The sequence below is a fragment of the Arthrobacter sp. 10N418 genome (assembly GCF_056394725.1).
This window is the reverse complement of record NZ_JBFTIK010000013.1, coordinates 1-13,359: the sequence shown is the minus strand read 5'-3', so window position 1 is coordinate 13,359 and position 13,359 is coordinate 1. Positions and strand designations below refer to the sequence as shown.

13 protein-coding genes are annotated in these 13,359 nt (G+C 67.9%); 8 read left to right on the top strand and 5 right to left on the bottom strand.

All coding sequences use genetic code 11. The features are described from left to right. The first annotated feature begins 165 nt into the window (after positions 1-165). From AC1DCZ_RS11685 to AC1DCZ_RS11670, 4 genes are all read left to right on the top strand, one after another. On the top strand, positions 166-1,524 hold the full coding sequence (locus AC1DCZ_RS11685) for a DJ-1/PfpI family protein (protein ID WP_476974725.1): 1,359 nt from the start codon (positions 166-168) through the stop codon (positions 1,522-1,524). A gap of 89 nt (positions 1,525-1,613) precedes the next feature. Then, on the top strand, positions 1,614-2,870 hold the full coding sequence (locus AC1DCZ_RS11680; RefSeq protein WP_476974724.1) for a sensor histidine kinase: 1,257 nt from the start codon (positions 1,614-1,616) through the stop codon (positions 2,868-2,870). Then, positions 2,858-3,556, top strand: a complete 699-nt coding sequence (locus AC1DCZ_RS11675) for a response regulator (RefSeq protein ID WP_476974723.1) — start codon at positions 2,858-2,860, stop codon at positions 3,554-3,556. The genes AC1DCZ_RS11680 and AC1DCZ_RS11675 overlap by 13 nt, the downstream gene beginning before the upstream one ends. An 82-nt stretch (positions 3,557-3,638) precedes the next feature. Continuing rightward, the gene (locus AC1DCZ_RS11670; RefSeq protein ID WP_476974722.1) at positions 3,639-4,019 is read left to right on the top strand and encodes a hypothetical protein; all 381 of its coding nucleotides are present in this window, start codon (positions 3,639-3,641) and stop codon (positions 4,017-4,019) included. A gap of 24 nt (positions 4,020-4,043) precedes the next feature. Here AC1DCZ_RS11670 and AC1DCZ_RS11665 read toward each other — a convergent pair whose 3' ends face one another. After that, on the bottom strand, positions 4,044-6,719 hold the full coding sequence (locus tag AC1DCZ_RS11665) for a PEP/pyruvate-binding domain-containing protein (protein WP_476974721.1): 2,676 nt from the start codon (positions 6,717-6,719) through the stop codon (positions 4,044-4,046). Between the two features lie 241 nt (positions 6,720-6,960). Between AC1DCZ_RS11665 and AC1DCZ_RS11660 the strand changes: the two genes are divergently transcribed. After that, the gene (locus AC1DCZ_RS11660) at positions 6,961-7,389 is read left to right on the top strand and encodes an SRPBCC family protein (protein ID WP_476974720.1); all 429 of its coding nucleotides are present in this window, start codon (positions 6,961-6,963) and stop codon (positions 7,387-7,389) included. 93 nt (positions 7,390-7,482) lie between these two features. Here the strand turns inward: AC1DCZ_RS11660 and AC1DCZ_RS11655 are convergent, their stop codons facing one another. The 4 genes from AC1DCZ_RS11655 to AC1DCZ_RS11640 form a co-directional block, all read right to left on the bottom strand. Beyond that, positions 7,483-7,749 carry a GlsB/YeaQ/YmgE family stress response membrane protein gene (locus tag AC1DCZ_RS11655; RefSeq protein ID WP_476974719.1) on the bottom strand — a complete coding sequence of 89 codons (267 nt, stop codon included), beginning with the start codon at positions 7,747-7,749 and terminating at the stop codon, positions 7,483-7,485. 213 nt (positions 7,750-7,962) lie between these two features. Continuing rightward, on the bottom strand, positions 7,963-8,829 hold the full coding sequence (locus tag AC1DCZ_RS11650; RefSeq protein WP_476974718.1) for an alpha/beta hydrolase: 867 nt from the start codon (positions 8,827-8,829) through the stop codon (positions 7,963-7,965). Next, positions 8,826-9,440, bottom strand: coding sequence for a hypothetical protein (locus AC1DCZ_RS11645; RefSeq protein WP_476974717.1), 615 nt, complete (start codon positions 9,438-9,440; stop codon positions 8,826-8,828). The genes AC1DCZ_RS11650 and AC1DCZ_RS11645 overlap by 4 nt, the downstream gene beginning before the upstream one ends. A gap of 16 nt (positions 9,441-9,456) precedes the next feature. Continuing rightward, positions 9,457-9,942 (bottom strand): tetratricopeptide repeat protein, encoded by a 486-nt coding sequence (locus tag AC1DCZ_RS11640; protein ID WP_476974716.1) that lies wholly within the window; start codon positions 9,940-9,942, stop codon positions 9,457-9,459. A 120-nt stretch (positions 9,943-10,062) separates the two neighbouring features. Between AC1DCZ_RS11640 and AC1DCZ_RS11635 the strand changes: the two genes are divergently transcribed. From AC1DCZ_RS11635 to AC1DCZ_RS11625, 3 genes are all read left to right on the top strand, one after another. Then, positions 10,063-11,043 carry a helix-turn-helix transcriptional regulator gene (locus AC1DCZ_RS11635; RefSeq protein WP_476974715.1) on the top strand — a complete coding sequence of 327 codons (981 nt, stop codon included), beginning with the start codon at positions 10,063-10,065 and terminating at the stop codon, positions 11,041-11,043. Further along, on the top strand, positions 11,036-11,914 hold the full coding sequence (locus tag AC1DCZ_RS11630) for an SDR family oxidoreductase (protein ID WP_476974714.1): 879 nt from the start codon (positions 11,036-11,038) through the stop codon (positions 11,912-11,914). The genes AC1DCZ_RS11635 and AC1DCZ_RS11630 overlap by 8 nt, the downstream gene beginning before the upstream one ends. 662 nt (positions 11,915-12,576) lie before the next feature. Next, a complete protein-coding gene (locus AC1DCZ_RS11625) occupies positions 12,577-13,158 on the top strand; it encodes a phosphotransferase (RefSeq protein ID WP_476974713.1) in 582 nt (193 codons plus the stop codon). The last annotated feature ends 201 nt before the right edge of the window (positions 13,159-13,359 follow it).

Here is a 13,359-nt window from a genome sequence, read left to right as displayed (position 1 = left end):
GGCGCCGACGTCGGTGATCGCGTAGTACCCGGGTACCAGCGGTGACGGTTGGGGAGTGTCCCGCCGGCCGATGTGCCTGTGGTGGGCAATCCGTAGCGTGAAAGTGCAATCAGGGCACGCACAGCTTCAGGCCCCCGCACCTCTCCACGGAATCGAGACCCGCCCATGGCTTCCCGCCCAAAGTCCTATGTCCACGCCGCACTCTCGGTGGGATTGTCCCTCGTCACTGTGGCAGCGGTGGCATTTGCCGGCGCGCAGGTGTCGGACGCGGAATCTCACGTTCAGCCGTCTGCGCAGGAGCTGAAGGATCCTCCGACGCAGCGGCCGTCCTCGTCCGGTGCGATAGTCGTGGCTGTCGTCCTGGGCTCATCGGGCACCGTGGGGAGCGACGTTCTGGCTCCTTACGAAGTGTTTGCCAGCTCCCCGGAGTTTTCCGTCTACACAATTGCGGCGCAAGGAGTCCCCGCCGCAATCGACGGGGGCCCGGCGATAGTCCCCACGTACACCTTCGAGGACATTCGATCGGGTACGGCCCGGCAGCCTGACGTAGTGGTCGTCCCGGCCGTCGGCGCCCCGGAGGGCCCGGAGGAAGCCGATCTGCGGGCGTGGATCGTGGAACAATCAGGGCGTGGTGCCCGCATACTGGGCGTCTGCAACGGATCGAGCGTCCTGGCCGGGGCCGGTCTCCTCGCACGGCACGAGGCGACAAGCCACTGGTCACGCTTGGGCGCTCTGAAGAAGAGCCATCCCGAGGTCCAATGGATGGGAGGCGTGCGATTCGTCCAGGACCGCATGATCACGACCACCGCCGGGGTCACCTCCGGCATCCCGGGCGCCTTGAGCGTCATGGAGGACCTGGCGGGGGCTGCCGAAGCCGAACGAGTCGGCCGGCTTATGAACTACCCGGGCTGGTCTCTCGGGGCGGCAGCCCAGATACCCGTCCAATCCTTCGCCCCCTCGGACATCCCCATCGGACTCAACGCCCTCCTCCCGTGGCTCCGGCCGACAATCGGAGTCGGGCTGTTCAACGGAGTGGGCGAAATCGACGTCGCCGGCGCATTCGAGGTCTACAACGTGTCTTTCGCCGCCCGGGCGGTGGCAGTCGCGGCCACGGATACTGTCACCACCAGGCACGGGCTGATTCTCCTGACCGTCCCGGAACGGCTGGCGCCTCCGGTGGACAGGATCATTGTTCCCGGGGCGGTGGGGGACCAGGATACCGACTCTCAATTGAGGGACTGGGCTGCGTCCCGGAACTTGCCTGTAGTTGCCCTCGGCGGCGGCGCCGGCGGCGTGCCCGGTTTCGATGGCGCCCTCGAGGATCTGGCGCGGCATGCCGACGGTGCCACTGCTCGGTCCGCAGCCAAGATGATTGACTATCCCGCCGAGCACCTGACCCTTCCGGCCGGCGGCACTTCCGTCCGGGTTCCTGTCCTGCTCGGGCTCGGCCTGCTGCTCGCCATTCTCATCGGTTCCCTCCCGGCGATCGCGCGAACCGCCATCCGCCGCCGGGTGCCGCGGTGATCATGACCGCAGCACCCACAAGACACTCTCTGCTGCTCGCAGACAGTCACGGGACCCTGTTGCTCTTCATGGCGGGTAGAGTCCGGAATATGACCGAAACTGGAGGCGCTGAGCGACGGGCGGCGTTGCCGGAAGCGGCTTTGGAAACGCCGGATTCCGCGGGCGCACCGATTCCGCGGGGCGGGTGGCGCTCCCACCCGCGCATCACGGACCTTGTGGTCACCGCCGCCTACACAGGGCCGGCACTGGCGGCAGCCATCGCCTTCCACAGTGGCGGGGACCAGGGCCCGGGCCTCATTCTCCCGTTGCTCGCTGTGCTGGGCTCCGGCGCTGCGCTGTTGTTCCGCAGGAAAGCTCCGGTGGTGTCGCTGGCCGCCACAGCGTGCATCATGCTGATCACGTTCGCGACCCCGGCGAGCTTCGCCGTGCTGGCGACAGCCCTGGCGCTGTACGCCGTCGCCGTCCACCGGTCAGCGCGGCACGCGGTCCTCTGCCTGCTGGGGACAAGCGCGGTCCTCCTTGCCGCTGCGGTCCTCCTGCCGGGGGCGATGGTGGAAGTGGTCCAGGCCGTCCAGGCGGTGGCGGTACTGGTGATCGCGGCACTGGCCGGCATCAACGTACGCACACGCCGCGGCCATGTGGCCGCCCTCGTGGACCGTGCCGACCGCCTGATGCGTGAACGGGAACATCTGGCCAGCATTGCGGTTGCCGCGGAGCGCAACGCGATCGCGCGGGAGATGCATGACATCGTCTCGCATGGTTTGGCTGTGATGATTTCGCTGGCACATGGTTCGGCGGAGATTGCCTCCACTGATCCTGTGCGCGCCGTCGAGGCCATGCGCCAGGTTGCCCGGACGGGCCGCATTGCGGTGTCGGACATGCGGCGGATGCTCGGGGTCCTGACCGAAGGCCGCGGCGGTCTGGTGCCCGGCGAGATTGCACCTTCACCAGGTGTGGAGGACGTCCCTGCGCTGCTGGAGCTTTTCCGTTCCGCTGGACTTCCGGTGGTCCTGCATTCGGACGGCGTTCCTCCTGCGGATTCCGGGATCCAGTTGGCCATCTACCGGGTCATCCAGGAAGGGCTCACCAACGCGCTGAAGTACGCGAACGCAGCACATGAGGTCGCGGTTCGGGTGCAGTTCACCGCACAGGCGACCACGGTCTCAGTAGCCGACGACGGGCGGCCCCAGGTTGTTCCCGCCGACCATGCCGGACGTGGCATCGTTGGCATGCGTGAGCGCGTCGCACTGTATGGCGGCACGTTGGACGCGGGTCCCCTGGCCAGCGGGGGATGGTCAGTGGCCGCCCGATTCCCACCGTTCAAGGAAACACCATGGCAAAAGTAACCGCCCCGCCGGTGCGCCCGCTCCGCGTACTGCTCGTGGATGACCAGACACTCGTTCGAATGGGTTTCCGCATGGTTCTGGACGCCCAGGAGGGGATCGAAGTCGTCGGCGAAGCCGCCGACGGCACGATTGGAATCGAAATGTGTCGCAGCCTGGCACCGGACGTGGTGCTGATGGACGTGCGGATGCCGCACACGGACGGCATCGCAGCGACCCGGCTGATTGTCGGTGAGTGCCCGCTGTCACGGGTCATCGTCCTTACGACGTTCGACCTGGACGAGTATGCCTTCGCCGCACTCCGGGCCGGTGCCAGTGGCTTTCTGCTAAAGGATGTCGGACCAGCTGAACTGCTCGCTTCCATTAGGGCCGTTGCCGGAGGAGACGCGGCCATCTCCTCCAGGGTCAGCCGCCGGATGCTGGATCTCTTCAGCCAAAGGCTTCCCTCCGGCCCGCCCTCCGGCGGCGACGAAGCCGTGGCCACCTTGACGCCCAGGGAGTCGGAAGTTCTGTCGGCCATCGCCGGCGGACTTTCGAACAAAGAGATCGGCGAGCGAATGTTCGTCACGGAATCCACGGTAAAGACCCATGTTGGCCGCATCCTGATGAAACTCGGGCTGCGCGACCGCGTGCACGCCGTCATCTTCGCCTACGAACACGGCTTGACCGGCCACCGCGGTTCGACGTGACCGGTGCAGCCCACCGGCCGGCTGCCAGCAGTCCGCCGGGCAACCGAGCTAAACCTGGCGGCTGGCCTGTAGCCTTCACATCATGACGCCGGAAATCCCCTTGGCATTCTGCACGCTGCTCGGCATGCTTGCCGCGTTCCAGTTGTTACTCATCATCGGCCTTCCCCTCGGCCGGTTCGCCTGGGGAGGCCAAAACCCGGTGCTTCCTCCGCGGCTCCGTGTCGGGAGCGCGGTCTCGGTCTTGGTCTACGCGGTCTTCGCGGTAGTTGCCCTGGATCGTGCTGCGTTGGTTTCGATTATCCCGGTGCCCTTTATTGCCGTGGCTGCGATGTGGGTGATCGCGGCCTACCTGTTACTCAGCGTGCTGCCCAACCTTGCGTCGAAGAGCAAGCACGAAAAGCGCGTCATGGTCCCGGTGTCGCTTGTGCTGGCTGGTCTCGCGTTCCTTATTGCGGTGAGTTGAGCGGGCGAAGCAGCGGCACCGAGACTAACCGGATCCACCGGTGGCCGGACGGGGTCCCCGCTCGATCGTGACGGTGCCGGCGTCGCCGTCCACGCGGATCCGCTGGCCGCTGGTAAGCCGCTGGGTGGCCACGCCGGTGCCGAGCACGGCCGGGATGCCGTACTCGCGGGCCACGATCGAACTGTGACTCAACGGGCCGCCGACGTCGGTCACCACGGCGGAAGCCATCGCGAACAGCGAGGTCCAGGCCGGCGTCGTGATGCGGGCGACCAGGACGTCCCCGGGCGTCATCCGGGCGAAATCCTGCGGCCCGCTCAGGACGCGGGCGGGAGCGCTGACCCTGCCTGAACTGGCGCCGGCGCCTTTGATGACGTCGCCGGGCTGGTCCGGCGAGCCTGCCGGCATCATCTTCCCGAAGGCCCGCTCCATCCACCGGCTTTCCGGGAGCAGTTGCGGGGCGGCGGCCTTGGCCTGGCCTCTCCACAGCATCTTGCGCTCCTCGACGGCGCCGGCACGTACAGGCCGGTCCGCGCCGGCAATGGCCACGGCCGCCGGTGCGCCCGGCCCGGCGAGGCCGAACTCGACGGCGCTCCGCAGCTCCTGGTGGCGCAGCCAGAACACGTCGGCGGGCTCCGCGATGACGGCGGAATTAACCAGCCGCTGTCCGAGTTCAAGCAGCATCCGCCGCAGCAGCGGCCAGGCCAGGCCGACGTCGGCCAGGGCATCCTCGCGGATCGGGCCGGCGTGCTGTGCCCACCGGAGCAGCCGGAGGAACGCGGCTTTGCGGGCCGGCCCGAGCCGGGTCAGCATCCGGCTGGTTTCGTCCTCACGCCGGGCGGCCGACAGCCGCTGGCGCTCGTGCGGGTCATTGCCCCGTCCCCGCAGGTAGAACTTCACCGTCTCCAGCAGCGGCGAGGGATCGTCGGCCGGGACCGGGCTGACGAAATCCAGGTTGTACACGGTATGGCCGAACCGGCCGAGGTGGTCCTGGAAGCGGGGATGCCATTGCTGCCAGAGGGCCTGGTCGAAACCGGCAGGCGGGCGCCCGGTGCGCTGAGACACAGCCAGCGCGGCCGTAGGTTCGTTGAGGATCGCCCGGACCAGCCCCGGAACTCCCCGGGTCCAGGTCGCGAGGTCGTACAGCGACTTCTCCGCCCGGATCGGTTCGCTGTCGTAACCCAGGAGGAACGTCTGGGCGGGGGGATCGCCGTCACGCCGCACGAATTTGCCGTAATACGTCCCGAAAGAGATTTCGGACGTCGCGGCGAGCGGAATGACTGACTGAACGGCCGTGTAGTACACGGTGCCGGCGTCGAGCAGCGCCTGCACACCCTCCAGCAGTTCCTCTCCGGAGAACTGCCCGACGGGCTTCGCCGACCAGTCCTTGATCACCCGCGCGTAGCGTGGATGCGAAAAATCCCGCCAGCCGGTCACTCCCAGATGCGCCTTGCCGCGGGCCAGCGCCCGTGCCGCGGTCAGCAACTTGCCCGTCAGCCGCCACAGTCCCGAGGTGCGGTAGTAGTAGTAGGCGTAGCCGTTGATGGTGGGCAGTCCGACGTCGTCCTCGCGGATGACCTTCTTGCCGAACGCCTGGACCAGCAAGGCTCTCAGCGAACGGGACACGGAGCCGTCAATGAGGTCGGCGAACAGCGGCGAGAGCGGATCGGGCAACTGTTCCACGATGCTCGCCCGGAAGTACAGCCCGTGCGGATAGGGTACCGGCCACGTATCCGGGGTGTCGGCTGCCGGTTCAGGAAGTGCGGTGATGGGCCGGGACTGCAGGATGAAGAACTCGTGGCCGGCCCTCGCCCACTCGATGTCCTGAGGCGCCCCGAAGTGATCCATAATCCGTGTTCCATAGCTGGCCAGCCCGGCCGCCGCCTGGTCGTCCAGTACGGGCTGACGACGGCGCGCCGCCGGCACCGGCTGCTCCCGCGTACCGTGCTCCGCGTAGACAGTCATGACATCCTTGTCAGCGGTCCGGCGCGAGAGCACACGGCCCGTCCCCGCTTCGACGACGACGTCATCCGTCGTGACCGTTCCGCTGACCACGGCCTCTCCCAGGCCCCACGCGGCACCGATCACGATCTGGTCGCGGCGCCCGTTGGACGGATTGGCGGTGAACATGACACCGGCCGCCTCGGCCTCGACCATCCGCTGGACCACGACGGCGAGGCGTACCGTGTCCGGTCCGATGCCTTCACGGGCCCGGTAGGCCATGGCACGCGCCGTCCACAGGGAAGCCCAGCAATCCGTCACGGCCGCGGCCAGGGCCTCCGCCCCGCGGATGTTAAGGTACGTTTCCTGTTGGCCGGCGAAGCTGGCCGAGGCGAGGTCCTCTGCCGTGGCGGAGGAACGCACCGCCACGGCTGTAGCGCCGTCGCCGAGAAGCCCATAGGCGGCGGCGAGTTCTGTTGCGATCGCGGCCGGCATGATGCCGCCGGCGAACAGGGCCCGGAGCCGTTTCGACGCCTCCTCGTAGTCCTGTGGCGCCGCCTGCGGTGACAACGCAGCGATCTCACGGATGCCGGGCTCGAGGTGATTGGCTGCCACAAAATCCGCATAGGCTGCGGTGTTCAGCACAAACCCCGGCGGGACCGGCAGCCCGGCCTGAACGAGGCCGCCCAGTCCGATTCCTTTACCGCCGGCCACGGCGACGTCGCCTGGTCCCACATCGCCGAAGTTGTTGATGTAGCTCATGGCCATGCGTCCCTTCTGCCCGGAGCGGGGGCTGCCCGGTGAGCCTGATTCTCAACATACTGGCACCGCAGCAGGCGGGAGGCCATAGCTGCGCCCGGCGGCCGGGACACCCGGCCCTCGGGGTCAGAGCTCGACCGGGGAAAGAGGAGAGCATCCGATCGGCGGAGTAGTGTCTGTGCCAGGTGCTGCTGGCGATCACCGACCCGGAGCGATAAGGGGCCGGAGCGAAAAGGGGAAGGTCATGACCGGAAAATATGTCGCGACGTCGACGATCACCATCGAGGCGCCCGCACACCGCGTGTGGTCCGTGCTCACCGACCCTGACGCCATCAAGGAGTTCATGTTCGGCACGGATGTCCTGACCGACTGGAAGGTCGGCGGTCCCATTCTCTGGCGAGGCGTGTGGGACGGGAAAGCGTACGAGGACAGGGGCAGGATCCTGGAGTTCGAGCCCGGACGGCGGCTCGTGGTCACGCATTTCAGCCCGTTGAGCGGCCAGGAGGATGCGCCCGGGAACTACCACACGCTCACGTGGACCCTCAAGGACCAGTCGGGCGTGACAGTTCTGGCGCTCTCGCAGGACAACAACGCCAGTGCCGAGGAAGCCCAGCACTCAAAGAGCATGTGGGACAGCCTTGTGGCGGGAGTGAAGGCGATCGCCGAGCGCTGAGAATCGGTCCTTTCAGCCGCCGGAGGGTGCGGGGTCGATCCCGGCAGGCCGGACGGGAGGTCGGCCTGCCGGGGAATGAGGGGCGCCGGAGCTCTATGCCCTGGTTCTGCGGCCGGCTACTGCGCCGTAGATCAGGAGCACAATGACTGCGCCGAGGATGGAGAGGAGCCAGGTCCGCAGATCGAAGAAGTCGCCGAGGCCTCCGCCGAAGATCAACGAGCCGATCCAGCCGCCGAGGATTGCGCCCACGACGCCCAGAACGAGCGTGATCACCCAGCCGCCACCCTGACGGCCCGGGAGGATGGCTTTGGCAATTGCTCCTGCGATAAGGCCGAGAATGAGAAATGCGAGAATTCCCATGGCTGTACATCCTTTCGGTAGGTCGGTCGCGTGCAGGCGGCCTACCGAATGATTAGACCAGCATGCTTAGTATCGCGCAAGACCCGTATCGGACCGGGCTTTGGCGGGGTTTCGGCCAGACCCTCCCTCAGCCATCGATGCCGGTACTGAGGCTGAGGTCCCGCCATTGGTCGAGTTCCGCGCGCTCTGCCTCGGCGGCGTCGGCAAAGGCTTCTAGGCCAAGTTCTGGCCCAGGAACGAGGGGACGTTCGGGAGGATGGAGCGCCAGTAGTTGCTGTCGTGGCCGCCGTCCTGAAAACCTCCCGAATGTTCACCTGGTAGGTCTTTCACGTAGTCCTTCACGGTGAAGAGCAGGTTGTCGGCAGTGCCGCAGTCAATTCTCTTCGGGAGTGTCTCCAGCTCCGCCCGCAGGGCAAAGATGTCGTTGGCCGCAAAGTCCGCGGCGCTGTCAAAGTTGTCGGACCGGCCGGCGTCGTACAGGCTCCAGATTGCGGGGCTCATGGCGGCCACGGCGCGGAGACCGGGGAGGCGGTGCTGGGAGGCAAGGAGCAGGGCGCCGAAACCGCCCATCGACAGGCCGAAGACTGCGAGCCTGCCGGTGTCGAGGCCCTGGCCGGCCAGCAACGGGAGGACTTCTTCCACGACCATGGACTGCGTGTCCGTGCCCGACGCGCGGCGGTGCCACCAGGATTCGCCTCCGTCCACAGCAGCGATCGCGAAGGGTGTTCCGCCGCGGGCCACATGCTGTGCCAGGGCGCGGTCAGCGCCCAGGTCGTCGAAGACCATGCGGTGATCGGCGTGTGCGCCGTGCAGGAAAAGAGCCACGGGCAGGGATCCGGGGGTGCCGCCGTCGGGGGTTCCCGGTACGGCCAGGGACCGGCCGGTGGGTTCCTGCAGCCGGAGCCGTGAGGTGAAGCTCCCGGTGCGCATGGCTATCGGTGGGGTGCGGCTGGATGGGGCCCCGCCGGCGCATCCAGCGATCGACGCGGCTGCCAGGGCGCCGGCGCCGAGCCCCAGCAGGCTCCGTCGGGAAATTCGGGGTGCCGGCCAGGCTGCATCGGACGGTGCTGCGCAGGTCACCAGAATTTCTGCACGCCAGTGGCGGCGGCACGGAGCCGCGACCCGTCCAGGAAGATGGAGCACTCCTCCAGGCCGAAGTCTTTCCACGCAGCGACCAGCTGAAGCATCCCTGCCGGTGGCAGCGGCCAGAGCCAGAGCGCGCCGGAGCCGGAGAACTCGTCGCCGTCGCTGCTCCCGCCTCCGTTTCTCATCGACAGGACCGGCGGAGCAGGCTCCTCAGTGTCGTCGAAGAATCCGTGAGGGTGCGCGCCGGTGCTGGACTTGGACCCGTCAGGGAAAGCCGCGCCGAACAGGAGCATCGACGCTCTCCCGGAGCCACTGCCGGCGGCGCGTCCGGGCCGGAAGAACATGTGGTTGAGATCCGCCCACTCCTCATCGGTCTGTTCGCCCCGGCGGATCGCCCAGGACACATCGAACGAACAACCCGTTGAGAAGACGTCCGCGCTCTTGACGGCCATCACCATCGTCGGGCTCCGGTGCAGGAACTGACCGATATGGACCACGACCGGCAGCTCGTACGGCGGGGCACCGGCCCACACGGGCGGCACGTACCTCACTGCCCGCCCGCGCGGGGGAGTGGGCGGCACCGGGATGTCCTGGAAGAAGGTCATGGATGATCCCCTCGTACTAGTTCTCTGTCAGGAGTCTCGCATAGTTCGCCATCGAGCGCTGATACCGGGGCAGATGGGGAATGAGGGCTTCGATCGCGACGCGCAGTGCCTCGTCGTGGCGGCCTGCGTCCCGTAGAGCCAGTGCCCGCACGGCGCCAGGCGCCCCGCCCAATGCATGCGGGTCGGTGCCGGAGAGGATCTTCAATGCTTCGGAGGTGTGTCCGAGTGCCCGCTGCGAGCTGGCCATCTGCACACAGGTGCGTGTCTGCCTGATGGGATCGAGTCCGGCAGCGAGGCCGGCCTCGTAAAAGGCGACCGCTTCGGCAGTACGCCCGGTTGAATCGCGGATACAGGCGCGTTCGAAATCTGCGCGGCCGTCGGTTGCCGGCGAGGCGGCGGCGATCCCGTCAAGCTCGTCGACGATTTCGCCGCCGTCGGTTGGGGATGCCTCGAAGGCCGTCCAGAAAGCGGCTACCCGGCGCTCCCACTCGTCAATTGTCATTTGCCGATCCTACGTGCGCTCGAGTGCTCCCGGGCGATCCACGGCCGCATCGGCGGAGCCGGGCCGGGGATGTCTGACAGACACTGCCACCGGCCGCCCGGGATGCGTAGCGTGGTGGATGTGGACAGAGAAGAGGAAATCCGTGAGTTCCTGATCTCGCGGCGCGCGAAGATCGGCCCGGGGCAGGCCGGCATCCCCAGCTACGGGGAGCTGCGGCGCGTGCCGGGCCTGCGCCGGGACGAAGTGGCGCAGCTTGCCGGGGTCAGCACGGACTATTACACGCGGCTGGAGCGCGGCAGCATTCGCGGCGTCTCAGACGGGGTGCTCGAGGCTGTCGCCTCGGCCCTTCAGTTGAACGACGCCGAGCGGGCCCACCTCATGGACCTGGCGCGGACGGCGAACACGCCGGCGAGCCGGGCGCCGCGCCGGCCGCCGCAGCGGGTCCGTCCCGGCCTGCTGCGTCTCCTGGATGCCATGGCCGGAGTGGTGGCCTTGGTGCAGAACGGCCGTTCGGACGTGCTGGCCGCCAACCTACTGGGCCGTGCGCTGTACGCGGAGGTGTTCAACTCCGCCGCGCAAGCGGGCCCGGACAGTCCGGGCCGGCTGCCGAACCAGGCGCGCTACCTGTTCCTCGATCCGCACGCGGGTGACTTCTATCCTGACTGGCCCGCGATCGCGGCCACCACGGTGGCGATGCTGCGCCAGGAAGCGGGGAAGAACCCGCACGACCGGGCGCTCAATGAGCTGGTCGGGGAGCTGGCCGCGCGCAGCGGAATTTTCGCCGCACTGTGGGCCGGGCACGACGTTCGGATCCACGCCACGGGGACCAAGCGCTTCCACCACCCGGTCGCCGGGGAATTGTCCCTGCAATTCGAGACGCTGCACCTTCCCGGCGATGAGGGACAGACCCTGTTCACCTTCACGGCAGAGCTGGGCTCCGCGTCCGAACACGCGCTGGCGTTCCTGGCCAGCTGGGCGGCGTCCCCTCCCGAAACAACCGTCACCGGCGACCCGGCCCGCGGATCCACCGTCCCCGACATGCGCTCCCGGGCGCAGCCGGGAACACCCAACCCAGGAAAGACAGAACCGCGACATGACTGAACACGAACACACGACAGGGCAGAAGGAAGCCACGGCCGGCAAGAAGGTCTGGTTCATTACCGGCGCCGGCCGCGGGATGGGCACCGACATCGCCAAGGCCGCCCTCGCCGCCGGCCACGCAGTCGTCGCCACCGGCCGCAACCCCGAAAAAGTCACCCGGGCCGTCGGCGGGAACGAGAACCTGCTGGCCGTAAAGCTCGACGTCACCGACCCCGCCGACGCCACCGCCGCCATCCAGGCCGCCGTCGACCGGTTCGGCCGGATCGACGTGCTCGTAAACAACGCCGGCAACTTCTACGCCGGCTTTTTCGAGGAGATCACCCCGGAAGACTTCCGGAAACAGATCGACACCACCACGTTCGGACCCATGAACGTCACCCGCGCCGCCCTGCCGGTCCTGCGGGCCCAGCGCTCCGGGCTGGTCATTACGATCTCTTCCACCGCCGGCATCGCCGGCGGGGAGTTCCTCACCGCCTACGCCGCATCGAAATTCGGCGTCGAGGGCTGGGCCGAATCCCTGGCCCCCGAGATCGCCCCGTTCGGCATCCGCACCATGCTCGTGGAGCCGGGGTTCTTCCGCACCGAGCTCCTCACCCCCGAATCCACCAGCTACGCCGTATCCACCATCGGGGACTATGCCGAGAGGACCGAGAAGACAGTCACCGCCTGGAAAGGCATGGACGGGCAGCAGGGCGGGGATCCGGCCAAGCTCGCCGACGCCCTGATCCAACTGGCCGGGCTGGACGAGCCGCCGCTGCGCTTTGCCGCCGGCGCGGACGCCGTCGGGGTCTTCGAGGCCCGGTCCAAGGAGCTGCTGGCCCAGGCCGACGCCCACCGCGAGCTCTCCAGCAGGCTCGCCTACGACTCGTGACGCCGGACGGACCGACGCTGGCGTTTATGAGGGTTTCTTCATGATCGTTTCATCCGGTCCTCATTGTTCTGGCTCATTCTGGACACACGAACGGCGTGCGCCGGATACGGCCAGCGAGAGTTGAGGACCGCGGTGGATATGGACGGACAGGACGGGACGTCTCCCGTCCCCTTGTCCGCCGTCGACGACACCGGCACAACGTGGCAGGTCCGCAGGGCGTGGCCGGACAAGACGCCAGGATCCTACGTCCTGGAGGTCCTGGCCCCCGGACGGCCCGGCGTCAGGGGGGCCCGCCTGCGGCACGGGCACTTCGAACTGATCCCGCCGGATGATCCGAAACTGCCCGCCTTGCGGGCGGAAGCGCTGCGGGGGGAACTCATCAAGTATCGGCCTTACGACCGGGCGGTCGTCCGGGCGGAGGACCGCTACATCAAGGTCTTCCGCTCCGGCCGTGCCGCCGTCGCCGCTGAGCGCTGTGCACAGCTGGACATCCTGCTGGACGCTGGCACCTTGCAACCCCCAGAATCCTTGCCCGGAGATCCCAGGACGTCATCGTTTTCAGCGCCATCCCGGGACCCACTCCCTCGGATCTGGGGACGGGGGAAGCTGCGGTCGCCGACGACACGTTTGCGAGCGCATGGGAGAAATGGTCGCGCTCCTGGGTGGCGCAGCTGACCCGCCCGTATGGCCTCGACGCGCAAAGCGTCCTCAACAGCCTGCCGCACCATTCAGCGGAACTGGAAGCCAGGAAAGTCTGGAAGATGGTGAACCTCTGGCTGCGTCACAATGAAGACGTCCCGGAACTGGCCTCTCAGCGCGACGCGTTGCGCGCCGCCGCAGGACAAGTGACAAGGAACCTGCTCCGGACCGCCCCGGATCCACCGGTATGGGCCCACGGGGGCCTGCACGCCACGCAAATCATCGCTACCGACGGCCCGGCCCCGCTCGGGCTGCTCGACTTCGACAGCACGGCCCGGGCCGAGGCCGCCCTCGACCTGGCCGACCTGGACGTGCATCTGGAGCTTCATCTGCGCGAAAACACCCTGGCGCCTGCGCGCTACCTCGCGGCGCACACGCAGGTGCTGCGCGCCGCCGAGGAACTGCACGTGACTCCGGCGCGCTTCCATGCCTACTCCGACGCCCGGTGGCTCCGGCTGGCCTATATGCCGCTCCCGGACCGCTTCGCCCTGGCGCTTGCCGTCCACGCGGAGAGAGCGGCGCAGGCCAGCGCGCCGGGGACGTGAGGTGCTCCGGCCAGGGGGCTGCCGGTGTTCTGTCCCCGGACTACGCCGCCCTGGTGGGGGCGAGGCGTAGGCGGCCGACGCGTTGGGCGAGGATGCGTCGGGCTTCGCCGGGGAGGTGGTCGTCGCTGATGAGTTCGTCGGCGTCTTCGAGGGCGGCGATGGTGCTGATGCCGAGGGTTCCCCATTTGGTGTGGTCGGCGA